13 protein-coding genes are annotated in these 23280 nt (G+C 68.8%); 6 read left to right on the forward strand and 7 right to left on the reverse strand.

All coding sequences use genetic code 11. From position 1 onward, the window contains the following. Positions 1–7 precede the first annotated feature (7 nt). The 7 genes from ABZ441_RS15365 to ABZ441_RS15395 all read right to left on the reverse strand — a co-directional run bounded on the left by ABZ441_RS15365 (position 8) and on the right by ABZ441_RS15395 (position 10510). Positions 8–859: a 3-hydroxyacyl-CoA dehydrogenase family protein gene (locus tag ABZ441_RS15365; protein ID WP_358973194.1), complete on the reverse strand. Its 852-nt coding sequence runs from the start codon at positions 857–859 to the stop codon at positions 8–10. Positions 860–1083: 224 nt separating this feature from the next. Further along, on the reverse strand, positions 1084–2064 hold the full coding sequence (locus ABZ441_RS15370; RefSeq protein WP_358973197.1) for an alpha/beta fold hydrolase: 981 nt from the start codon (positions 2062–2064) through the stop codon (positions 1084–1086). Positions 2065–2157: 93 nt separating this feature from the next. Further along, positions 2158–5649 carry an amino acid adenylation domain-containing protein gene (locus ABZ441_RS15375; RefSeq protein WP_358973200.1) on the reverse strand — a complete coding sequence of 1164 codons (3492 nt, stop codon included), beginning with the start codon at positions 5647–5649 and terminating at the stop codon, positions 2158–2160. 56 nt (positions 5650–5705) lie between these two features. Beyond that, positions 5706–6464, reverse strand: coding sequence for an alpha/beta fold hydrolase (locus ABZ441_RS15380; RefSeq protein ID WP_358973203.1), 759 nt, complete (start codon positions 6462–6464; stop codon positions 5706–5708). Next, the gene (locus ABZ441_RS15385) at positions 6461–6676 is read right to left on the reverse strand and encodes an MbtH family NRPS accessory protein (protein ID WP_358973206.1); all 216 of its coding nucleotides are present in this window, start codon (positions 6674–6676) and stop codon (positions 6461–6463) included. The genes ABZ441_RS15380 and ABZ441_RS15385 overlap by 4 nt, the downstream gene beginning before the upstream one ends. A gap of 36 nt (positions 6677–6712) precedes the next feature. Then, a complete protein-coding gene (locus ABZ441_RS15390; RefSeq protein ID WP_358973209.1) occupies positions 6713–8419 on the reverse strand; it encodes a condensation domain-containing protein in 1707 nt (568 codons plus the stop codon). Positions 8420–9577: 1158 nt separating this feature from the next. Further along, a complete protein-coding gene (locus ABZ441_RS15395; protein ID WP_358973212.1) occupies positions 9578–10510 on the reverse strand; it encodes a TauD/TfdA family dioxygenase in 933 nt (310 codons plus the stop codon). Between the two features lie 327 nt (positions 10511–10837). Here ABZ441_RS15395 and ABZ441_RS15400 point away from each other — a divergent pair, with 327 nt between their 5' ends. The 6 genes from ABZ441_RS15400 to ABZ441_RS15425 form a co-directional block, all read left to right on the forward strand. Further along, on the forward strand, positions 10838–11062 hold the full coding sequence (locus tag ABZ441_RS15400; RefSeq protein ID WP_358973244.1) for an acyl carrier protein: 225 nt from the start codon (positions 10838–10840) through the stop codon (positions 11060–11062). A 963-nt stretch (positions 11063–12025) separates the two neighbouring features. Next, the gene (locus ABZ441_RS15405) at positions 12026–14017 is read left to right on the forward strand and encodes a carbamoyltransferase C-terminal domain-containing protein (protein WP_358973215.1); all 1992 of its coding nucleotides are present in this window, start codon (positions 12026–12028) and stop codon (positions 14015–14017) included. A 421-nt stretch (positions 14018–14438) separates the two neighbouring features. After that, the gene (locus tag ABZ441_RS15410; RefSeq protein ID WP_358973218.1) at positions 14439–15002 is read left to right on the forward strand and encodes a class I SAM-dependent methyltransferase; all 564 of its coding nucleotides are present in this window, start codon (positions 14439–14441) and stop codon (positions 15000–15002) included. A gap of 91 nt (positions 15003–15093) precedes the next feature. Then, positions 15094–17613: an amino acid adenylation domain-containing protein gene (locus ABZ441_RS15415; RefSeq protein WP_358973221.1), complete on the forward strand. Its 2520-nt coding sequence runs from the start codon at positions 15094–15096 to the stop codon at positions 17611–17613. Further along, positions 17606–22225 carry an SDR family NAD(P)-dependent oxidoreductase gene (locus ABZ441_RS15420; protein WP_358973223.1) on the forward strand — a complete coding sequence of 1540 codons (4620 nt, stop codon included), beginning with the start codon at positions 17606–17608 and terminating at the stop codon, positions 22223–22225. Before ABZ441_RS15415 ends, ABZ441_RS15420 begins: the two co-directional genes overlap by 8 nt. After that, positions 22222–23280, forward strand: a 1059-nt coding sequence (locus ABZ441_RS15425) for a polyketide synthase (RefSeq protein ID WP_358973226.1), incomplete at its 3' end; no start/stop codon positions are given. The genes ABZ441_RS15420 and ABZ441_RS15425, both read left to right, overlap by 4 nt.

The raw sequence follows: 23280 nt of genomic DNA on the forward strand, positions 1-23280 counted from the left end.
GGAGATGTCAGTAGGTGTAGAAGCCCTGGCCGGTCTTGCGGCCCAGCAGCCTGGCGTCGACCATCTTCTGGAGCAGCGGGGCCGGGCGGAACTTGCTGTCCCGGAAGCTCTCGTACAGGACCGTGAGGGAATTCAGGATCGTGTCGAGGCCGATCAGATCGCCGGTCTCCAGCGGGCCCATCTTGTGGCCGAAGCACTCGCGGAACATCTTGTCCACGTCCTCGGCCGAGGCGATCTGTTCATGGACGCAGAAGATCGCCTCGTTGATGGTCACCATGAGGACCCGGTTGGTGATGAATCCCGGGGAGTCCTGGACGACGATCCCCTCCTTGCCGAGGTCCTTGAGCACGCCCCGGGTGATGTTCAGCGTCTCCTCGGACGTGAAGTGGCCGCTGACCACCTCGACCGCGCCCATCATCGGAACGGGGTTCATGAAGTGCAGTCCGAGGATCTCGGCCGGGCGCTGGGTGACCGAGCCGACCCGGGTGATCGGCACCGCAGAGGTGTTGACCCCGAAGATCACACCGGGGCGGCAGATGGCGTCGATCTGCTCGTAGACCGCGCGCTTGACGTCCCAGTTCTCCGTGACGTTCTCCACCACGAAGTCGGCGTCCGCCAGCGGCGCGTATTCGGTGCTGGTGCGAATCCGGGAGAGTACGGTCTCGGCGCTCTCCTGCGACTGCTGCCCGAGGAGCATGGCGTGCACCAGTACGTCCCGCCGGATCTGGGCGAGCGCGCTGTCGAGCTGGTCCTGCGAGATGTCCACCAGGATCACGTCGAACTTCGCCTGCGCGAACGACTGGGCGACACCCCGGCCGATCGTTCCTGCGCCGATCACGCCTACGGTACGGATACTCACTCGATACCACCTTCTGAGGGTTGCGGGTAGGGGTGCTCCGGGGGCTTCCAGGGCATGTTGGTCAGCTCGGTTCGAGGGTGGCCCGCGATGTCCTCATCGCTCATCGGCTCCCCGGCGGTCCGGCCCGTCCGGGGCCCGGCCGGCGGCCTCGGCGCACGCGCGTCGGCATCACCGGGCTCGTCTCCCGGCCGTCGGCGCGGGACCGTCGCCGCCGGGAAGGAGGGCTACTCGTCCTCGGTGGGCTCGTCTCCGAGGTGCAGCGCCAGTTTCGCCAGCAGTTCGTCCTCGGAGTCACGCAGGAAGAAGTGATCTCCGGCGATCTCCTCCGCCGCGAAGGAACCACTGCTGTACTGGGCCCATTCACCCACCGATGCTTGCGGTACGTCTTGGTCGTCGGCGCCGTGGAACACGGAGACCGGGCACTTCAGAGGAGTGATCCGCGGTGCCCGGTAGTGGTCCAGGATCGTGTAGTCCGCACGAATGGTCGGCAGGTAGAGCTCCATCAACTCCTCGTTCTCCAGGAGTTCCTCCGGCGTGCCGCGCAACTTCCGCAGGCGTTCGGTGAACTCCTCGTCCGAGAGATCATGGTTGGTCTCCACCGGAGTGGCCTCGTGCGGGGCCAGACACGCGGAGACGAGCAGGCGCCGCGGTGCGGGAAAGCCGCGGTCCGTGAGGTGCCGGGTGAGTTCGAAGGCGAGTACTCCGCCGAAGCTGTGACCGAACAGGGCGTAGGGCGTGTGCCGCGCTTCGTCCATCGCGCCGGCCAGGTCCTCGAGCAGGGCGGTCATCCCTGTCAACGCCGGTTCGGACCAGCGTGCCCCTCTTCCGGGAAGTTCCAGCGGCTGCACCGTCACCGAGGACGGCATTCTGCTGTTCCAGTCCGCGTACATCCGCGCCGAAGCCCCCGCGTACGGGAGGCAGTAGAGCGTCAGGGCCGGTGGCTCGCCGGCTGTCTGCTCCTGCCCGGACGGGACACCGGCAGCGCTGATCCCGAGGAGTCCGGCCACCGTCGGGTTCTCATGGATCTGCCGCAGCGGAACAGCGCGGCCGAGCGCTTTGACAAGACGTCGCTGGAGCGCGACTGCCAGGATGGAGTTTCCACCCGCTTCGAAGAAGTTCTCGTCGTCCGAGGCGGGTTCGGCTTCGAGGGTGTCGCGCCACGCCTCCAGGACAGCGGTACGGATGGTTTCCGTCTCAGAGTTCATCGCATGCGCTTTCGTTCAGATCGGCATGGGCCGGACCGGCACGGCCGATCTTGCCGGAGCTGGTCCCGGGAACACCCGGGCCAGGGGTGTTGCTCAGCTCTCGCCCCGCTCCGACCCGCCGGCCGTCTCCAGGGGCTGTGCCGTCCGGCGCAGCACCTCGATCTGTGCGGCCAGCGTGGCGACGGTCGGCGTATCGACCAGGGAGCGCACCGGAAGGTCCAGCCCCAGTTCGGTCCGCAGCCGGCTGACGACGGCCAACAGGGAGAACGAGTCCCCGCCGATCTCGAAGAAGTTGGCCTGCGCGCTCACCTCGTCCAGCTTGAGCACGTCCGCCCAGGCCGCCGCGACGGTGTGCTCCGTCGCGGTGCTCGGCGGCACCACGACGGGCTCGACGGGCGGTGGGGCGCTGGGCCGGGGAAGCCGCCGGCGGTCGACCTTTCCGGTCGCCGAGAGCGGGATGGCGTCGAGCCACATGAACACGGCCGGCTGCATGACGATGGGCAGCTTCGGGGCGAGGTGGGCGCGCAGCGCGGCGTCGTCGAGATCGCTGCCGGGCGTCAGGGCCACATAGGCGACCAGCCGCCGGCCCGACTCCAGGACGACCACGGCGTTCGTGACGTCGGGGTGCCCGCGCAGCACCGACTCGATCTCCTCCAGCTCGACCCGCACACCACGGATCTTGACCTGGCTGTCGACCCGGCCCAGGAACTCCATCTCTCCGTTGGGAAGCCGGCGTACCAGGTCACCGGTGCGGTAGAGACGGTGGCCGGGCCTGGCCGGATCCGGGGTGAACCGGTCGGCGGTCAGAGCGGGCCGGTTGCGGTATCCGCGGGCAACCCCGTCACCCCCGATCCAGAGTTCGCCGGGAACACCGATCGGCTGCGGGTTCCCCCAGCGGTCGACCACCGTGCAGGAGGCGTTGGCGATCAGTTCGCCCAGCGGCATGGAGCTGCGCTCCACCGGCTCGTCGCCCATGCGGCCGACCAGTGCCGCGCCCGCGGTCTCCGTCGGCCCGTACTCGTTCCAGATCTCACACTCCGGGGAGACCACCTTGCGTGTCCGGGCGACCAGGTCCGCGTCCAGGTTCTCGCCGCCCATGGACACGTGGCGCAACGTGGGCATCCCGATGTCCGCGTCCGCGATGCCGCGCATCTGGGTCGGCGTCAGGTAGAGCAGGTGGATGGACCGCTCGTTGATGAACCGGGCGGTGGCCGGGCCGTCGGCCCGGACCTCTCGGGGAAGCATGACCAGGCAGGCTCCGCTGGTCAGCGCGTGGAACATCTGCTCGACGGACCAGTCGAAGTGGTACGAGAGGTTGTGCACGACCCGGGTGCCCGGCCCCATCGGGCGGATGTCCTGGGCCCACTGGATCCACGGCGTGATCGCGGTGTGCGGCAGTCCGACGCCCTTGGGGTTGCCGGTGGTGCCGGACGTGTACATCAGGTACACCAGCTGCGACGGGTGCAGCGCGGGCTCGCGGGCGCCGTCCTCCGCACCGGGCAGCGGAGCGCCGGCGGGACGGTCCTGCCCCATGGTGCCGGTGCTCACGACGTCCACGTTCCCGGGGACGCCTTCCGGCAGCTGGGCACGGAGTTCGGGGGTGGTGACCAGGACCCTCATCCCGCTGTCCGAGACGACGTACGACATCCGGTCGACGGGCGAGAGCGGATCGATCGGCACGTAGGCCGCCCCGGCCTTGAGGATGCCGAGGATCCCGACCATGAGGTCCACGGACGGGTCCGCGCACAGGCCGACCAGATCGTCCGTTCCGATGCCGCGTGCCGTCAGCTCCCGCGCCAGTCGCGCTGCCCTGTTGTCGAGTTCGCGATAGCTGATCCGGTCGTCACCGCTCTCGACCGCATCGGCATCCGGGGACCTGAGCGCCTGCTCCTCGAACAGCCGGTGCAGGAAGAGGTCGGTGGGGTACGGACCGCAGGCCGCCGTGGACCACTTCTCGAGCTGCCGGCGCTCCGCGTCGGGAAGGATGGTGAGTTCCGAGATGCGCTTGGCGGGAGAGGCGACCGCATCCGCCGCGAGCACAGCGAGGTGCTCGAGGATGCGCCACGCCTTGTCCTCGACGAAGAGGTCGGTGTTGTAGTCCAGTGCGAGGCGGTACGTGAACTCGGCCTCGACGACCCTGAACACCAGATCGAACTTGACCGCCCGCATGCCCAGGTCCAGATCCACATCGGTGACGCTGAGTCCGGTCAGCTCCGGTGCGGGCAACTCGTGCTGGAACGCCAGCATCACCCGGAACGGCCCCTGTCGGGAGGAGCGGTCGGCGGAGATCGCGTTGACCACCCGCTCGTAGGGAACGTCCTGGTGCGCGAAGGCCTCCAGTGTCCGGGTGCGGACGTCGCCGAGCAGACCGGTCAGAGTCGGGTCGCCGGACAGATCGCTGCGCAGCGCGAGGGTGTTGAGGAAGCACCCGAGCATGGTCTCCAGTTCGGGCAGGTCCCGGTTGGTGCTGGGGATGCCGACCACGATGTCCGTCTGGCCGCTGTACCGGCTGAGCAGCACGTTGAGCAGGGTGAACATGGTCATGAACGGAGTCGCGTCGTTCTCCTTGGACAGCTCGCGGATCCGTCGCGACACCGCCCGGGGGAGCTCGATGCCCACGGACGCCCCGCGGCTCATGGTGGTCTCCCTGGCCGGCAGGTCGGTCGGCAGATCCAGCACGGGCAGCGGTCCGCGCAACCGCTCCTTCCAGTAGTCCAGCTGCCGGTCGAGCGTGGCCCCGCCGATGGTGTGCCGCTGCCAGGCGGCGTAGTCGGCGTACTGCACCGAGGGCGGCTCCGCCGCAGGGAGCGTTCCGCCGGCGGCTGCCGCGTACAGCTCGAGCAGCTCGGACATGGCGAGCTCGTAGGAGTGCACATCGGTGATGATGTGGTGCAGGTTGATGAGCAGGACGTGCCACTGCTCGTCCAGGCGGTACAACTCCACGCGCAGGAGCGGACCCCGCTCCACGTCGAAAGGCCGCTGGGCGGAGACGAGGAGCTGGTCGGCCAAGGCCTGCTCCTGCTTCTCCTCCGGCTCGTCCCTGAGGTCGACCACGGTCAGCGGCAGGTCGATCCTGGCCTGGATCACCTGCTCGGGAATCCCGTCGACAGCCGTGATGGTGGTACGGAAGACCTCGTGACGGTCGGCCAGCGTCTGGACGGCCGTCCCCAGCGCCGCGATGTCGAGCGGCCCGCCGATCTCGTGGGCCACGGGGATGTTGTAGCGGGAGCTGGGCCCCTGGATGTGCTCGTCCACCCACAGACGCTGCTGTGTGAACGACGTGGGGGCGTGGAAGACGTCATCCGTCCTCCCACCGAACGGCTCGATGGTCGCCGCCGCCGTCCCGGAAGCCTCTTCCCGCATCCCCTCGATGGCTGTGACCAGCTGGGCGAGCGTCCGGGCCTCGAACAGCACGCTGAGCGGAATCCGGATGCCGAGCTCCTCACGGAGCCGGCCGATCACCCTGGCTCCCTGGAGCGAGTTTCCGCCCATCGCGAAGAAGTTGGCGTCCGGGCCGGGTATCTCGGTCCGAAGGACAGCCGTCCACACATCCGAGACAACGTCCACTACGGACCGCTGCGACATGTTGTTCCACCCATTCCATCGATCGGAAGCACGGATTTCTTACGGAGAACTGCCGTTCAGCGGACGCTTCGCTGCGCCGACGGACTCAGCAGGCGGGCGATTTCGGCGAGGACGGCCGGACGGGCGGAGTACAGGAAGAAGTGGTCGCCGTTGAACATCCGCAGGTCGAATCCACCGGTCGTCAGCTCGCCCCAGCGCGACAGCGTCCCATTGCCCTCGGCCTCGTCCTCGGTGCCGCCGAACGCGGAGACCGGACAGTTCAGGAGCGGTGCGCCGGTGTACCGGTAGGTCTCGACGACGGCGAGATCGGCTCGGATCACCGGGAGCAGCAGGCTCATCAGTTCCGGGTCCGCCAGCACCGCCTCCGGTGTGGCTCGCCAGGAACGCAGCTTCTCGACGAGTTCGTCCTCCGGTCCCGCGTGATACTGCGGGGCAGCGGCGTCCCTGGTCTGTGGCGGCGCGCATCCGGAGACGAACAGGCGGGTGGGTGTACCCGCCTCCATCCGCTGCAGCGAGCAGGTGAGGTTCCATGCCACCAGGCCGCCCATGCTGTGCCCGAAGAAGGCGAACGGGCGGTCCAGATACGGGATGATCGCGGGCACCAGTGCGTTGAGCACATCGCCCATCCGGTCGAGCGGCGTTGCGCCGAGGCGGTCCTCGCGGCCCGGCAGCTGGATGGCCCACGGCTCGATGCCGTCGGGCAGGGCCGCGCCCCATTCGCGGAACGCCGACATGCCGCCCCCTGCGTACGGGAAGCAGAACAGTCGCATATCCGCCTGTGGCCGGTTGGCGAGTGGCCTGACGAGCGTGTTCATCGGTCGGTCTTGCCCGCCGTCGCCAGGCGCAGGGTCAGCGGACGCATGTCCGTCCAGACCTCGTCGATGTGCGCGAGGCATGTCTCCTTCGAACCCTGCTTGCCCGCGTCCCGCCAGCCGCCGGGCAGTTCGCGGCCCGACGGCCATACGGAGTACTGCTCCTCGGAGTTGATCACCACGACGTACCGGTCGTCGTCAAGCTGCTCGTCCATGGATTCTTCCTTTCGGTGAAGTGGCCCGGCACCGGCTCAGGCGTCCGGCGTCGTGGGCCGGGAGCCGCGCAGAGTCCCCAGCCGGCGGCCGCTCCTCGGCGCGGCCTGCATCGTCCGGCGCGCCTGCCGCAGTGGTTCGGACAGCGAGTCCAGCGCGATCGCCCTGTCGCCGAGAATCTGCAGCAGTACGGTCTGGAAGCCCGACTGGACCTCCTGGATCTCGGACTTCGCGAGCCGTCGGGAGTTGTAGTTGAACCGCATGCTGAGCCGCTCCCCGTCCGGTTTGCCGTACAGGCAGAGGTCGAGTTGCGAGGTCTGTTTGGCGGGCGGCAGGAAGCGCGTGAACTGGAAGGCACTCGAGAAGACCGGGTTCCGCCCGGGCCGGGCCTCCGCCTCGACCTGCTCGAGCAGCCTGGTGAAGGGGTAGCGGCTGTTCGCGTACGAGCCGATGCTCGTGTTCCGGGCTCGGCGCACGACGTCGTCGAAGGCATCGGAGCCCGACATCTTCATTCGGACGGGGAGCGGATTGACGAAGTTGCCGATCATTCCCTCCATGTCCTTGGTGTCGCGACCGAAGAACGGGACGCACACGACGATGTCGTCGTCGGAGCTCAGGTCCCGCAGTGCGACCACGAACGCGCTGAGCAGCAGGATGTGGAGCGTTACGTGCAGATCCTTGGCTAGCGCTCTGAGGCCCTCGGTGATGTCGGCCTCGACGCCGAATTCGAGCGTCTCGTTCACCACGTCGTCCGCGGGTGCGTCGTAGTCGCCGATCCGCAGCCTCGGCAGCGGGGCGGCCAGCTGATCGAGCCAGTACGCCTCCATGGACTTGCTCTGCGCACCCGACAGCCATTGCTGCCGGCCCCGCACGAACGTGTCGAATGCCGTCGGGAGGGGTGCGAGCTGCGGTTCCTCGCCCGCCGCGCAGGACCGGTAGGAGAGCAGCAACTCGCGCAGGAGGATGCTCATGCTGGTGCCGTCCGAGATGATGTGGTGCAGGTTCGCGAGGATGCAGTGGTGATCGGACGCCAGCCGGTAGATCTTCACCCGCACCGGCGGTGTACCGAGATCGTCGAAGGCGGTCGCGTTCTCGATCCGGATGATCCGCTCCAGTTCTGACTCGGGGTCGGCCGCACCGGTCAGGTCGACGAGCGGCACCTCGAGGTCGTGGACGGGCAGCACGCGCTGGCGCGGGCCGTCCGCGGTGTCCTGGAAGGACAGCCTCAGCGCCTGGTGCCGGTCGACCAGGAAGGACACGGCCTTGCGGAAGGCCGCGACGTCCAGCGTTTCGTGGAGGTGATGCCACAGAGGCAGATTCGAGTCCGCCCGGCTCTCCCCCAGTTGATGCTGGACCCACAGCCCCTGCTGTACGTTCCACAGCTCGAACCAGGGCTGATCGTCCTGACCGCCCTGGTCGCCCTGACCACCTTCGTCGCCTTGGCCGCCCTGGTCGCCCAGCCCGCCCTGACCGTTCTGTGCGCCGAAGCGCTCGGTTGTGAACGGAGAGTCAGAGGCGTCGGACACGTTGGCTTCGCCGGTCGCCGCCGTCACCCTCGCCGGGTTGAGCCGCGAGTCCCGAAGGATCCGTTCACGCCGGACGTCGACCTTGGTCCGCACAGAGTCGACAGCTCGGTTCCCCTCCGGCCGGGCCGCCGCTTCGGCGTACTCCGGCCGTGCGGCCTCTTCCTCGGAGACGCCGGCTGCGCGTAGCTCCTCGTCATCGAGGAGGCTTACCGCCTTCACCCCGCCCCGGGGGTACTTCCAGAATTTATCGATATCAGGTGCACCCGGGAAATGCCCCGCCGTGTCAATTAGGGCGACATCACTGAAGAATTCCTCAACGCCTTCGGCGACATCACGGGAGTCTTCCACCTGGCCAACCAATCCATAGATCAACAGCTCGCGACAGACACAGAGCGGGAGCGAACCGAGTAAGAAGAGAACAAGCAGCCTTCGCGGTTCGGGAATGTGACGCATAGTGAAGGTCGACGGGCCCCACCGGGAAGGAATGAACGGTGCTTCCGCAGGCGTTCGGCAGGCAGATCGCCGCCCTGCGCAGGAACACCCCTACCTCGATTCCGCATACCAAGTGGGCGGCATAGCTCAGCCACTGTGGGACACATATTCTTACGGGAGATCCCCCCTGTCAACCCCCGAAAACCTGGCTCCGACGGGCGCCGCAGCACGGGAGTTGGCCATGTCCGCCCCGCCGCAGACCATGTTGCGCGCACGGACCGGACGGCACGTCTGCCGCCCCGGTCGGCCGATCGGGGTCGAGTCGAGAAGTCGGACGCTGCGGAATGACGTATATCGCCCGGCCTCAACCGGCCGCCGCGACGCCGGCCTCTCGGGCCTATAACGGACGCGTGTCATGAGATTCGGCAAGTACTCTCCAACCAAGTTTCTTACGAGTCCTGTTGACGAGCGTGAGAGCCACACCCCGGAGCCGCCGTTATCTCTCGGTGCCAGATCCGTACTCCTGGGAAGTATCGCTCGAGGAGCCCGTCCGTCTTCTCATTGGTGCCGCACCGCCAGGAGCCTCGAGGGCCGGGCAAGCAGAACTCCAAGTCGCGAACGAGCCGATCGGTGGGCCTGTGAATTCGGCTGGGATACCGAGGCGGTGCGCAGGTGACGGCAAACCGCAGGAATTAAGCCTTCCCTAGGCCGCCTCGATATGGCCGGAAAACTCGTCCTGGGAACGGCCCTGGTCGGCGATCAGGCACCGCACTCCGGCGTAAGGGCTGGGGAGCCCGTCGCGCGCGGCCGCCCGGCACGGCTTCCGGACGGCGCGTCACATCACAACGGAGCAGGGGCTGCCCCGTCAGCGGCACCTGGGAGCCCACCCCGTCTCCGGTCCGGGTACAGGCACGGATGCCGCCGGTGTTCGGCCGGCGGGGGTGATCAAGCGATCGCTTCGAACAAGTCGCCCTTCAGGGAGCGCGAGACGAAGCCGTCGGGCCCGCTGGGCAGGTCGCCGACGACAGTGGTGCGATGGACGATTCGCTCCTCGTCGAACATGAGGCCGTCCACCGGCCCGGCATGGGCCACGGCGCGGTTGTCCCACATGACGAGGGTGTCCTGCTCCCAGCGGACCCGGGCATGGATCTCGTCGCGCCCGGCGAGTTCGTCGAGGAGGAAATCGAGGAGGGCCGTGCTCTCACGGGGCTTGAGACCACGAATCGCCTGCAGGAAGACGGCGCTGACGAACAGACTCCGCACCCCGGTCTCGGGATGGACCCGCACCAGGGGATGGAGAGCGACGAAGGGGCCCCCCGGCTTGCCGTCGAAGCGGGGCGTCCGCGAGGGATTGTTCCGGGAGTGGATGGCCTGCAGGGTGTCGAGGTATCCCCGAAGGGACGGCGACAGACCGGCGTAGAGCGCTTCAAGATTGGCGAAGAGGGTATCGCCGCCGGTCGGGGGAATCTCCACGCCGCGGAGGATGGTGATGGAGGTGGGATTGGCCACGAAGGTGCTGTCGATATGCCACTCGGTGCGCAGACGCCTCGGCGCGGTCCCACCCAGGGGAAGACCGAGGCCGCCCGCGGACTGGGCCAACCCGGGTCGGTCCTCCGACAGTGCGGTTCGCAGTACAGCGGGCTCTTCGCGCAGCCCGTTCACGATGGGGTGGGCGGCGGTGGCGCCACCGAGGACGTCGGTGAGTGCGACGTGCTGTGCGTCGTTCATCGGCTGTTCGCGGAAAACGAGAACTTTGTAGCGAAGCAGGGCCTCACGCAGGTCGGCAACAACGGCCGGCTTCAGATCGGAAGCGAGGTCGACACCTTCCACCTCCGCACCGGTAATTGGCGTGAGAGGCCGGCAGCTGATTTCTGACACAAGTACCCCCAAGTATTGTGGCTATGCGATGAATCGCCGGGCAGCCTACCCCAGGCTTCGTGCGGAATACAGCCTTCCGAACAGGACAAACAGTGCATTACCGAGGAATTCAAGGGGTTCACTCGTCGGGCACGTTTCGATCACGAAACGGACATCAACCCACGTACCGCCTTTCATGCCTCACGCCCGTACCATGGCCACCCGCGAATCCCGGCCAAGGTCTTGACACTACCCATCCCTCGGAATAGCATCATTTAACTTGATAGGCCTCGAACATAAGAACGGATACGGGGAAACGGAATGTCGAACGAAAAGTCCGATGACGTGATGTCGGTGATTTCCGAGGAATTCGCCCCTCTCGAAGTCTCACCTGACAGTACTTTTGACGACCTCACAGCCGATTCCGTATCATTGCTTCGCCTGATGGTGGCAATTCAGAGTAAATTCAATGTCGATCTGGATGTTGTCGACATGTTCACCGTAGGCAATGTCGGCGATCTGGTTCAGCTCGTCGAAGAGCGAATGGATCGCAGAGGGGTCACTCAGACGTAATCGGGCACCGACGGTGAACGGGCTCAGGAATACGCCGGGCGGGCGCTTGCTCATGGTTTCCTTCGCGTGATTTCCAGCCGACGCTTCGGGACGATGCACACCTCGGGAGAATGCCCGATCAACGCCTTTCGCCCTGGCGTCCGGCGGCAGCAGCGGATCGAACGGGGTTCGGCGCCGACAGCGCTTTCCCCTTCCCCCGCTCAGCTGCGGCTCCACGCGGCGAATCCACTGCCCGTCACCGCCACGGCTACGGCCGACATGCTTGACTGCGTGAGGCCGACACAGGTAGCAACGGCACTGCGCCCCATCCATGATCGAGCTTCTGTGCAGGTGCTCACCGAGCCCTGAGCATGCGGACGCCCGCTGAACCCGGTAGCGCGATGCCGCAGCTGTTCGGCCGACGTCGGCAAGGACAACGGGAGCTGATCCGGCTTCGGGCCGTTAAACGTTTCGTGGGCGGTGGGCGGGGGGAACCACGGGGAGATCACTGCAGCGCTGCGGGTGTGCGAGTGGACGGTGGAGGGACGGGCGCCGGCAGCGGCGTGAGCAAGGTGTCGGGGGCCTGGGCACTGCTCGAGCGCCATGGTCGGCCCTGGCAGGAGCCGGGCCGTGGAACGGGACGAGGGGGCGATCGTGCTGTGGCAGAACGAGGGTCCGGCCCAGGGCACAGGCGGCCCGGGGAGCCCGTCCGGCCTGCCGCGAAGCTGCTCCCCCACGCCCCCGGCCACGATCCGTACATGGGCATGTGCGCCCTGGTCGCGCACGGAATCGACCCTCACGGCCGCCGACGACGACCACCGGCCAGGACCTTCCCGGCGCCCCTCGACAAGAGCGAGTACGGCCCGCACCCGGTCGACGGCCGCCTTACCCGGGCCGGCCTGATCATGAACGACCGGCTCGGCGGGACACCGACATCACGAATCCAAGTTCAGTAGCCACCGCCTGACCTTCAAAGGGGAAATCGTGACCGCGCGCCCAGATACGAAGTACTTCCTCTCGAGCTACATTTCCGCACCCGACAGCCTGTCGGTGATTGCACCGCGCCATGATCAGAACATTGCACTGTGGCGCAGTCGCGACTCGCGAGTCGAGCTGGTCAGAATATGGGAACTCGAGCGCTTCAGTGGACAGAAGCACCACTACTGGCCTCTCTTCACCGTGGACCGGTACAACCGCATGCTGACCGAACTGCTCGCGGCCGAGGGACTGTCCTTGGACGATGTGAGTACGTCGTGGGGTACGCCCGGCCTGCCGCATCACTCAGAAATCAAGTTGCCGGCGGGCGCCGAGGAATTCCCGGTGCACAGTCTTTCCCACCTCTACAGCGGCCTCCTTCTCGACTCCGAAGTCTTTCGAAGTGAGACCATCATCGGACTGGCGGTGGACGGTCGGCCCGACTTCGGCCTCGACCGAACGGGCAAGAAGTACTGGTATGCAGGCTGCGTGTCCGACAAGGGCGACGTCGACTTCGCTGCCGTCGAGTCACCGGCTCCCATCTATGACGCCGCCTCAGCCGAATTCGGCAAGGAGCCGGGTACCTTGATGGCTCTGGCGTCGGCGTGTACGACCGAAATCGCCTACGACATCGACACAGCGGTGCAGGAACTGCAGCTGTTCGGTGGCCGACGTATACCGTTGATCGATACGCTTCCGTTCGTTCAAGCCATCATACGTTCGGCGGAATCACAACTGCCGTCGCTGGAACTGGACAGCCGCTTCACCGCGCAGGAACACCTGCAGTCCGCCGTCATGAAGGTGGTCCAGACGGCTTGCGAGCTCGTCATGGTGCGAAACGTCGATCGGCTGCTCAGCTCGGGAGCGGTGGACCCGCGCGAGGCATATCTTTCCCTGAGCGGGGGGTTCGCCCTCAACTGCCCGACCAACTCCTTCCTCCTTCGCCGATACGGCTTCAAGGGGCTTCTCGTCCCTCCCTGCGCCAATGACTCCGGTCAGGCTCTCGGACTCGGCCTCCTCGGCCTCCTCGGCGCGGGCGAGATTCATGACGGCAATTTCCGTCTGAACGGCCCTTACCACGGATCCGAGCTGAACGACGTGGAAATCGCGTTGCGGCACTTCGACGACTTCGTCGAGAATGTCCAGGACTTCACAGACGACCAGTTCGTCGAGGACCTGAGCCATGGGCCACTGGTGTGGGCGGACGGGGCGGCGGAGATCGGCCCGCGAGCGCTGGGCCATCGCAGCATCCTCGCCGATCCCCGTTCACCCCGGTCGAAGGACCTGTTGAACGAGTACAAGAGCCGGCAGTGGTGGCGCCCCGTTGCTCCGATCGTCCTGGAGGAGCACACCGGTGAGTGGTTCGAGGATCCGTGGCCCTCGCCCTACATGCTCGAGACGGCGTACGTCCACGAGTCCAAGCGCGACCTGGTTCCCGCGATTCTTCATCTCGACGACTCGGCGCGGCGTCAGACGCTGAACCAGGAGACGAACCCCCTGCTCTACCGCGCCATAGAGGCGTTTCGGCTGGGCACGGGGGTCCCGATCGTGTGCAACACGTCTCTGAACGACAAGGGCGAGCCGGTGGCCGACACGGCGGCACAGGCCCTGAACTTCGCCATCCGTAAGGGAATCTCCGTCGCCTACATCGCCGGCCGCCGGGTTCAGTTGCGCGTGGACGCCGACAGCCGGGCCCTGGCCCCCGCACGCCGGCACCCCCGCCGCGAGGAGCTGTTCGCGAACCAGGAACAGGATCGTGACTTGATCTGGGACTCCTGGGCGAAGCTGGGCTACAGCACCACGGCGATGGTCCTCATGTCCCGCTCCCCCGAGCTGCGCGATCAGGAGCTGGCGAAACCTGCGATGGTCAACCAGCTGGCCGACGTCGCGACCGCTCGCGACGAGAGCGGCACGCTCGCCCTCGCAGCGGACAAGCATGCCCGGATGTTCGGGCCGACCGCTGTCTTCGATCCCGAGTCGCAGGAGGGGGCGGCCTTCTGAAGTCTCGGCGGGCACGCTGACGGCCAAGTCGCAGTCGGTCGGCGCCGGTACGCGGCCCGGTCGGACCCCGGTGCGGAGCATTCGCCTCACAACCGGATGCCACGACCGGGCGGTCGGCTGTGAGGAGGGGGAGGTCTGGGCTCAGGCGGAAAGCGCCGCAGCGGCTCGGGAAGTCCGGCTGGCCCCCGAGGAGGAGGCCGGCCGGATCAGGAGAACTCCGCGCGCCAGGGCCCGGGCCGCATCCGGTACGTGCCGGGGGCCAGGGTTCCGGACGGGCGCCGGACGCCCGCTCCCCCGACCTCCGCCGTTCACCGGCGGCCCGACCGACGAACGTACCGCCAGGACCGGCTTTGCAGCAGTATGGAGAGTCAGAGCAGTGAACACAGAATCGCTTTGGGCACGGACCTCCGACGTGGATTACATGAGCGAGGCCAGACGAGCCGATCATCCTTCGCACGCGGTCGTGACCGAGCGGATCGCGGCGCTGCACTCAGGGGTGCCGTTCGAGCTGCTCGACTGCGGCGTACTCTCCGGGGTCACGTACCGCCACCTGCTGCGGGCGGGCCTGGAAGTCGACTACACCGGCATCGACATCGGCGAGGCCGCCATCGCCGCCTGCCGCGAAACCCACCCCGAGGCACGGTGGCAGCAGATGAGCGTCACCGACCTCGCCTTCCCCGACGACTCGTTCGACGTGGTGAACTGCCGCCACGTGTTGGAAAGCCTGCCGTACTACGAGACCGCCGTCCGCGAGCTCTTCCGAGTCACTCGCCGTACGGTGGCGATCTGCATGTTCCAGGTGCCGCGGGAACCTGAGGCGCTGCTGCGCCGGGAGACGCCCAACGGCTACATCTGGCTCAACCGTTACGCCCCCGGTCCGTTCGAGGCGCTGCTGCACCAGCTGTCGGAGTCGGTCGAGATCGTCGATGTCCCCGCGGACAACCGTCGGAATCAGGTCTACTTCTGCACCAAGCGATCCTCGTGACCGTGGCCACCTCCGGCAGGACAGACGACGTGTGTCCTCCCCCCGACCCTCTCAAGGCAGCCTCATGACACTCCCGCACTCCGCAACGCCTGTGACCGGTTCGGAAGGTGGCGGGCACCTCGCCGAGCTGCCCGGCGCGCCGGAACTCCCTCTGGACCGGCCGCATCCGGCCTTGCGGGACCTCCGCGCCGACTCGGTGCCCTTCGTGGTGCCCGCCGCAGCGACGTCCGCGCTGCGGAAGCTGGGTGAGGCCTGTGGCGTGGGGCTCCCGGCGGCGGCCTTCGCCCTCTACCTGACGCTGTTGCACCGGTACAGCGGGCAGTCCGAGCTCGCGGTCGGGGTGTCCAGCGGCGCCGGGACGACCGCCCCGGTCCGAGCCGATGTGAGCGGGAGCTTCCGGAAGCTCGTCCGGGTGGCGGGCTCCCGGCTGGCGGAGGCCGAGGAGGCCCGTACTTCCACGCCCGCGCACCCGTGGCCGGGCTTCTCCTTCCTGTCCGCACCGCCCGTGGCCCCCGCGAACACGTCGTGCGACCTGGATCTGCGGCTCTCCCACCTCGACGGCCGGCTGACCGGCCTCCTGGTGTTCGCGACCGATGTCCTCGATCCGCCCACCGCGCGCCGCGCGGTGGGCCACCTGCTCCGACTGCTCGAAGGCGCGACGGCGGATCCGGACAGGCCGGTGGACGAACTCCCGCTGCTCACCACTGAGGAGGAGAGCACCTTCGCGGCACTGAACAGCGTCGTGGGCGAGCCGGCGGACCAGAGCTTCCACCAGTTGTTCGAGGCGCAGGCCGCCCGCACCCCCGACGTGATCGCGGTCCGCGCGGAGGGTGCCGCCCTCAGCTACCGGGAACTCAACGCCCGAGCCAATCAGTTGGCCCACCTGCTGCGCGCGCACGGCGTCGGCCCCGAGGTGACCGTGGGCCTCTGCGCCGATCGCGACGTGCGGCTGATGGTGGCCGTGCTCGGCATCCTCAAGGCCGGTGGCGCGTACGTCCCGGTGGATCCGAGCGACCCTGCCGAGCGGCGGGACGGCATCCTCGGCGACGCGGCCGTGCGCCTCGTGGTGACGACGGCCCCCCTCGGCACCGGGCACCAGGTGATCCGCCTCGACGCGGACCTGGGCGTACTGGAGGGCAGCCCTACGGAGAACCTGCCCACCGAGCGCTCGGCCTGCGCCGATGCCGCGTACCTGCTCTACACATCCGGCTCCACCGGGAAGCCCAAGGGCGTGGTGATCGAGCACCGGCAGCTCGTCAGCTACACCCGCGCAGCCATCCAGCGGCTCGGCATCGACGGACCGCTCAGCTTCGCGATGGTGCAGCCACTGGCGGTGGACTCCAGCGTCACGGCCTTCGCCCCCACGCTGTGCACCGGCGGCGAGGTGCAGCTGATATCCCGCGCGAGTGCCCTGGACGCGGGGAAGTTGGCCGACTGGGTGCAGACCTGGGGGGTCGACTGCCTGAAGATCGCCCCCTCCCACCTCCGGGCCCTCCAGACCTCCCCGCGCTTCGCCGAACTCCTGCCGCGCCGCCTGCTCGTGATCGGCGGCGAGGCCTCCGACTGGCGCTGGCTGAGCGCACTCCAACGACTCGTGCCGCACTGCAGGGTCTTCAACCACTACGGCCCGACCGAGACCACCGTCGGCGTGCTCACCCTCGCCGTGGCCGACCATCCGGACGCCGAGTGGGAGACCGCGCCCATCGGCGTTCCGCTGCCCGGCACCCAAGCACACGTGGTGGACCTCGCAGGCCGCCCCACGCCGGTCGGCGTCGCCGGCGAACTGCTGATCGGCGGCGACAACCTCGCCCGTGGCTACCATCGCCGGGACGACCTCACCGCTGCGGCCTTCGTCCCCGACACCCTCGGCGGCCTGCCCGGCGGCCGCCTCTACCGCACCGGCGACATCGTCCGCCGCCTGGCCGACGGGACGATCGCCTTCCTGGGGCGGCGCGACGACCAGATCAAGGTGCGTGGCTTCCGTGTCGCGCTGGGTGAGATCGAGGCCGCCCTGAAGAGCCACCCCGAGGTACGCCACGCCATCGCCGTCGTCCGGGAGGACACCCCCGGCGACCGGCGGGTGGTCGCCTACGTCGAGCCGGGCGGACCCGGGTTCGGCACGGCCGGGCTGGAACGCCACCTGCGGACGCGGCTGTCGCCGCACATGATCCCGCAGGCGATGGTGACGCTCGACCAGCTGCCGCTCTCCGGGCACGGCAAGGTCGACCGCAGCAAGCTGCCCCGGCCCGCGGAGCCTGCCGGCACCGCCACACCGCTGCCGCCGGGGAACGAGCTGGAGCGGCTGGTGGCGAGTGTGTGGAAGGAGGTCTTCCGCGCCGAGACGGTCGGCGCCGAACAGAACTTCTTCGACCTCGGCGGGCACTCCCTGCTCCTGGTCGAACTGCACCACCGGCTCCGGGCGGCGACCGGCAGGGAGATCGAACTGCTCGACCTGTTCCAGCACACCACCGTCCGGGCCCAGGCCGAGCTGCTCTCCCGGCAGAAGCAGGGGGCGGCACCCGCCACCACCCGCAGCAGGGGGGCGCAACAGAACGCCCTGTTGAAGCGCCGCCAACAGCAGCTGCAAGCGAAGCGAGGTCACCATGAGTGAGTACTCCCCCGAGGCCGGCCCCACCCTGGCTGCCGGGCCGATTTCCGAACCGGTCGATGAATACTCCGAGTTCGACGACAGTCTCGACATCGCCGTGGTCGGCATGGCCGGCCGCTTCCCCGGTGCCCGCACGGTCGAGGAGTACTGGAGCAACCTCAAGGCGGGCGTCTGCTCCGTCACCCGCTTCGAGGACGATGAGCTCGCCGCCCGGGGCGTGGACGCAGCCACCCGTGCCGACCCGAACTTCGTCGGCGCGGGCTACGTGCTGGCGGACAGCGAGAAGTTCGACGCCGCCTTCTTCGGCTACTCCCCGCGCGAGGCCGAACTCATGGACCCGCAACACCGGGTGCTGCTCGAATGTGCCTGGACCGCCCTGGAGAGCTCCGGGCACGACGCCGAGCGCCACGACGGCCTGGTCGGCGTCTACGCGGGCACGGGCAACAACACCTATCTGCTCTTCAACATCGCCTCCCAGCCCGGCGCCGAGCAGATCCTCGGCGACAAGCAGACGGTGATCGGGAACCGGCCGGACTTCCTCGCCAGCCGGGTCTCGTACAAGCTCGGCCTGGAGGGCCCGGCCCTCAACATCCAGTCCGCCTGCTCCACCTCGCTGGTGGCCGTGGTCGAGGCGTGCCAGGCCCTGCTGGCGTACCAGTGCGACACGGCGCTGGCCGGCGGTGTCGCCGTCGACGGGACCCGGAGCAAGGGTTACGTCTACCGTCCGGACGGCATCTTCTCTCCGGACGGCTACTGTCGCACCTTCGACGCACGTGCCCAGGGAACGGTGGGCGGTGACGGCGTCGGGATGGTCGTGCTCAAACGCCTCAAGGACGCGATCACCGACAACGACCACATCCACGCGGTCATCAAGGGCGCCGCACTGAACAACGACGGTTCCCGCCGGGCCGGGTTCAGCGCGCCCAGCGCTGCCACGCAGGCCCGCGCCATATCCACCGCGCTGGCGAACGCCGACGTACCGGCGGAGAGTATCGGCTTCGTCGAGCTGCACGGGACGGCCACCATCCTCGGTGACCCGATAGAGTTCTCCGCGCTCACCTCGGCCTACTCCGGTGTGGGGGAGCGCAGCTGCGCTCTGGGGTCGGCGAAGACCAACATCGGGCACCTCGACTCCGCCGCCGGAGTCGCCGGACTGATCAAGACCGTGCTGTCCGTGGAGCACGGTCAGCTGGCGCCCACCCTGCACTTCGAGCGGCCCAACCCCCGGATCGGCCTGGCCGGGAGCCCGTTCTACGTCAACACCGAGCTGCTGCCGTGGCCCGAGGGCGACGGTCCGCGCCGCGCCGGAGTCAGCTCCTTCGGACTCGGCGGCACCAACGCCCACCTCATCCTCGAACAGGCTCCGGAACTGCCGCGCGGGAGCGGGCAGGCTGAGGGCGCCGAGCAGTTGCTGGTGCTCTCCGCCAAGAGCCCGGAAGCCCTGGAGGCGGCCACCGACCAGCTGTACGACCACCTCCGGGCGCACCCCGAACTCGCGCTCGCCGATGTCGCGTTCACCCTCCAGCATGGACGCCGGGCCTTCCCGTACCGGCGCGCGCTGGTCGGCGGGAGTACCGGGGAGGTGCTGGAGGCACTCGACGCCCGCGACGACGGCCGCCTGCTCACCGCGACCGCGCCCGAGGCCGCACACCGGCCGGTGGCCTTCATGTTCACCGGGTTCGGCACACAGTTCCCCGGCATGGCCCGCGATCTCTACGCCCAGGAGGCCGTGTTCAGGGCCGCGCTGGACACGTGTGCGGGGCTGCTGGAGCCGCTGCTCGGCACGGACATCCGGGACATCGTCCTCACGGCCGACGGGTCCGCGGCCGCCGCCCCCGGGCAGCAGCCCTTCGACTTCCGTCGCATGCTGCTCCAGCCGGAGCGCAGCGAGCACCCGCTCGACCAGCCGCGGCTCGGCTACCCCGCGGTGTTCGCCCTCGAGTACGCGCTGGTCGAACTCTGGTCCGCGTGGGGGGTCGAGCCCGAGGTGATGATCGGCCACAGCCTCGGGGAGTACGTCGCTGCCTGCGTGGCCGGGGTCTTCTCCCTGCCTGACGCCCTGCGCCTGGTCGCGGAGCGCGCACGGCTGATCGAGGAGCAGGGCGAGGGTGCGATGCTCGCCGTGCCGCTGTCCGAGGAGGCCGTCGCCCGCTACACCGACGCGGACGTCTGCCTCGCCGCGGTCAACGGCCCGCAGACCTGCGTGCTCTCCGGCACCGTCGAGGCCATCGACCGGGTGGCCGGGGAACTGCTGGCCGCCGACATCGCCACCCGCCGTCTGACCTCCCGCTTCGCCTTCCACTCCCCGATGATGGATCCGGTTGTCGCGCCTTACGCGGAACTGGTCCGTTCGGTCCGGCTGAACGCTCCGGCCGTACCGTTCGTCTCGAACCTGACCGGCACCTGGATCACCGACCAGGAGGCCACCAGCCCCGAGTACTGGGCCCGGCACGTCCGGGAGAGTGTGCGGTTCGCGGACGGCCTGGGCACCCTGTGGTCGGTCCCGGACATCGCGATCGTCGAGATCGGCCCCGCGCCCACCCTGACCCCCGGGGCCCTCCAGCACCCGGCTGCGGCCGGCACCGACCGGGTCGTCGTCCCGTCACTGCTCGGCGCCTTCCGCGGGCAGAGCGACCGCGCCGCACTCCTGCGGGCCGCCGGACAGCTCTGGCTCGCCGGCCGGGCACACCCCTTCCCGGTCCCGGCGGACGTCAGGCGGGTGCCGCTCCCCGGTTACCCCTTCGAACGGCGCACCTACTGGCTCGAGCCCGGCACCGCCCAGCCGGGCGGCGGCTCGGCCCAGCAGCGCCGCGGCACCCTGCCGCAGTGGTTCTACACTCCGTCCTGGCAGCGGCTCGCCGCCGCGCCACCTCCCGCCGAGGCGGACCTGGCCGCTCAGCGCTGGCTCGTCTTCGCGGACGAGACCGGTGTCGGCCGCCGGCTCGCCGACCGGCTCGAAGGTCTCGGTGCCACCGTGCGCACGGTCGTCCAGGGAGCCGAGTGGCACCGCAAGAGCGACCGCGAGTACGTCCTCGACCCCGCCCGGCCGGACCACTTCCGCCGGCTCGCCGAAGCGCTGCGCGCGGAGGGGACCCTGCCCGGCCGAGTGGTGCACTGCTGGAGCGTCGGTGACGACGCCGACCGGGCGACCGCACCCGAGGACGTTCGGGGTCTGCTGCACCGCTCCTTCGACAGCCTGGTCCACTGGGTCCAGGCCACCGAGGCCGAGCTGATGACGCAGGAGCAGCGCTGGGACGTGCTGTCCACCGAGGTCTACGACGTTCTCGGGGACGAGCCGCTCTGCCCGCCCAAGGCCACCGTCCAGGGCCTGTGCAAGGTGCTGCCGCAGGAGTACCCCTCGCTCAGCTGCGTGCAGTTCGACCTGCGAGTCGACAGCCGGCAGGCCGTGCCCGGGCTGGTCGACCAGTTGCTGGCCGACCTCGCCGCCCCGCCCGGCGAACGCACGCTCGCGCTGCGCGGACGGCACCGCTGGGCGCCCACGTACGTGACCGGCGCGCCGCCCGCGCGCGGTGACTCGCCGGTCCGGGCGGACGGGGTGTACCTGATCACCGGTGGCCTGGGGAAGATCGGCCTGCTGATGGCCCGTGCCCTCGCCGACCGGGCGAAGGTGCGCCTGGTGCTGCTCGGGCGGGCAGGTCTGCCACCCCGGTCGAGCTGGGCAGATCCGCAGCACCCGGAGTCCGTGCGGTCGGCGATCCGTGCCGTCCAGGAGATCGAGGCGCTCGGTTCAAAGGTCCTGGTGACCGCCACGGACGTCTCCGACCGTGCGGCCATGCTCGCGCTGAAGGAACGCGTCCTGCGGGACTTCGGTCCGGTAGACGGCGTGCTGCACTGCGCCGGTACGACCGGCACGGCGGCCCACCGGGAAGTCGCGGTACTGGGCCCGGAGGAGGCCTCGTGGCACTTCGCCCCCAAGCTCTACGGCACCCAGGTACTGCACGAGGTCCTGGCCGACCAGCAGTTGGACTTCGCTGTCATCTGTTCCTCGATCGCCTCGCTGCTCGGCGGCCTCGGCTTCGGTGCGTACGCCGCCGCGAACGCCGCGCTCGACGCCTTCGCCCAGCGGCACCACAGTGCCGCCCTGCCCTGGACCAGCGTCAACTGGGAGGCCTGGTACTTCTCGCACGAGGACCGGGCGGACTCGGACCTCGGTTCCGCGGTACGCGAGTTGGCGCTCACTCCGGCCGAGGGACGCCTGGTGGTCGATGGCATCCTGGATGCGGCGCCCCAGGCACAGATCGTCGTCTCCACCGGAGACCTGACGTTGCGTCAGGAGCTGTGGTCCGACCCGGTCGCCGACGTACCGGCTCCGGTCCGGCGGCACGAGCGCCCCAACCTGCGTAACCCCTTCGTCGCGCCGAGTGGCGAGACCGAACACCGGGTGGCGGGCATCTGGCAGGAGCTGCTCGGCGTGGAGAGCGTCGGCGTGCAGGACAACTTCTTCGAACTGGGCGGCAGTTCACTGCTCGGCCTCCAGGTCGTCCACCGACTGCGTCAGGAGCTGGCCGTGGCCGTACCGCTGACCATCGTCTACGAGGGCCCCACCGTGCGCACGCTCGGTGTCCTCATCGACAACCTCCGGGCCGCGCAGTGACGACAGCACGCGGTGGTGTCGCGATCGTCGGGATGGCGGGGCGTTTCCCCGGTGCCGGGGACCTGACCGAGTTCTGGTCGAACCTGCGCGACGGTGTCGAGTCGATCGTCGCCCTGACGGACGAGGAGCTGGCGGCGGCCGGAGTGCCGCCCGAGGTCTTCGGACGGCCGGACTACGTCAAGGCCGCACCCGAGTTCTCCGGGAGTGACCTGTTCGACGCGGAGTTCTTCGGGTACACCGCCCGCGAGGCCGAGATCATGGACCCGCAGCACCGGCTCTTCCTGGAGACGGCGTGGGCGGCACTGGAGCACTCGGGTCACGACGCCGCCCAGTACGAGGGCAGCATCGGTGTCTTCGGCGGCGCGGGTGCCAACCGCTACGTCCAACACGTCTACTCGCACCAGCAGGTCGTGGAGACCCTGGGCCAGACCCAGATCCTGGTGGCGAACGAACTCGGGTTCCTGGCCTCCCGGGTGTCGTACAAGCTCGACCTGCAGGGCCCCGCGGTCTCCCTGCGCACCGCTTGCTCGACCGCTCTCGTCGCAGCGCACACGGCCTGCCGCAGCCTGCTCGCCGGAGAATGCGATCTCGCCCTGTCGGGGGGCGTGCACGTCGACCCGAATCCGGGGACCGGCTACCTCTACCAGGAGGGGTCCTTCGTCTCCCCCGACGGGCACGTCCGCCCGTTCGACGCGGACGCCCGCGGCACGGTCTTCGGCACCGGTGTCGGCGTGGTGGCACTGAAGCGGCTGGAGGACGCGCTGAACGACGGCGACACCATCCACGCCGTGATCAGAGGATCGGCCGTCAACAACGACGGTGCGGTAAAGGTCGGCTTCACCGCGCCGAGCGTGACGGGCCAGGCCGCGGTCGTCGCCGCCGCGCTCACCGACGCGGGCCTCTCACCCGCGGACATCGACTACATCGAGGCACACGGCACGGGCACCTCGCTGGGTGACCCGATCGAGGTGCAGGCGTTGTCGCGGGCGTTCGGCAACACCGGATCCTGCGCCCTCGGCTCACTCAAGGGCAACGTCGGCCACCTCGACGCCGCC

This window comes from Streptomyces sp. NPDC005752 (assembly GCF_040630715.1).
Lineage (GTDB): Bacteria > Actinomycetota > Actinomycetes > Streptomycetales > Streptomycetaceae > Streptomyces.

What these genes read in the sequence shown, in the direction of transcription:
- ABZ441_RS15370 (WP_358973197.1), bottom strand. Translation starts at nt 2,064, where the DNA reads ATGAACTCTGAGACGGAAACCATCCGTACCGCTGTCCTGGAGGCGTGG.
- ABZ441_RS15375 (WP_358973200.1), bottom strand. Translation starts at nt 5,649, where the DNA reads ATGTCGCAGCGGTCCGTAGTGGACGTTGTCTCGGATGTGTGGACGGCT.
- ABZ441_RS15380 (WP_358973203.1), bottom strand. Translation starts at nt 6,464, where the DNA reads ATGAACACGCTCGTCAGGCCACTCGCCAACCGGCCACAGGCGGATATG.
- ABZ441_RS15385 (WP_358973206.1), bottom strand. Translation starts at nt 6,676, where the DNA reads ATGGACGAGCAGCTTGACGACGACCGGTACGTCGTGGTGATCAACTCC.
- ABZ441_RS15400 (WP_358973244.1), top strand. Translation starts at nt 10,838, where the DNA reads ATGTCGGTGATTTCCGAGGAATTCGCCCCTCTCGAAGTCTCACCTGAC.
- ABZ441_RS15410 (WP_358973218.1), top strand. Translation starts at nt 14,439, where the DNA reads ATGAGCGAGGCCAGACGAGCCGATCATCCTTCGCACGCGGTCGTGACC.
- ABZ441_RS15420 (WP_358973223.1), top strand. Translation starts at nt 17,606, where the DNA reads ATGAGTGAGTACTCCCCCGAGGCCGGCCCCACCCTGGCTGCCGGGCCG.